The following is an 893-nucleotide window of genomic DNA, read 5'->3' as shown; positions in this document are numbered from 1 at the left end:
TCAGATTAAACCGATCTGGGCCTTAGTAGACGAACAGGCGACCAGTGCCGCCTATGCCATTGCCTCAGGCGCCCACCATGTTATTGCCCCTCGAACTGCACAAACGGGCAGTATTGGGGTGATTATGGCGCATGTTGATCAGAGCAAAGCCCACGAAAAGCTGGGTATTCATGTCACCTTTATTCATGCCGGTGCGCATAAAGCCGATGGTAATGCCTATCAGCCACTCCCTGATGCGGTGAAAGAGCGCTTTCAGCAAGAGGTTGATTCATTGTATGCCTTATTTGTGGATACGGTAGCGAGAAATCGTCAGTTAGAGACGAATGCTATTCGTAAAACAGAAGCCGCTATTTACTCCTCCGAACAAGCCAAAGAAATGGGCTTAATTGACCAGATTTTACCGGCCAGCCAAGCGCTGACGGTATTCACTCACCACCTGAACGATACAAGGGCCATTATGACTACACCCACTGAACCCCAAGTAAAAAGCACACAACCTGCCGTAGAACCCGTTGATACGGATGCCATTAAAGCCAGTGCAATCCAGCAAGAACGAGAGCGCTGCTTAAGTATTTTGCAGTGCGAAGCCGCTGAAGGCCGAATGACTACCGCAATACACCTAGTAAAATCCGGAATGGCGGCAGATGACGCCAAAGCGTTACTCGAGACGCTACCTAAGGCTGAAGCTTCTGCACCCAAAAAAGAAAACACCACCCAAAGCGCCTTTACCCAGCACATGAATAACGATGAGCAGCCGAATATTCCCTCGGAAAACACACCTGAAACGACAGAAGAGCCCAAATCCGCTATCCAGCAAATGTTATCTGACTTTGAATTAATGACCGGAGATCAAAAACATGCATGCCGCCAGTAATCATTATTCTGTACCACCT

General features: G+C 48.6%; 1 protein-coding gene. It reads left to right on the top strand.

Features of this window, described 5'->3' with window-relative positions; genetic code table 11:
- Positions 1–874 (top strand): S49 family peptidase (locus KCG35_RS25720; protein ID WP_215822720.1); only part of this gene is annotated, 874 nt, incomplete at its 5' end.
- Positions 875–893 lie beyond the last annotated feature (19 nt).

The organism is Zooshikella harenae, assembly GCF_018837975.1.
In the GTDB taxonomy this organism is placed as follows: domain Bacteria; phylum Pseudomonadota; class Gammaproteobacteria; order Pseudomonadales; family Zooshikellaceae; genus Zooshikella; species Zooshikella harenae.
This window is presented reverse-complemented; position numbering and strand designations above follow the sequence as displayed.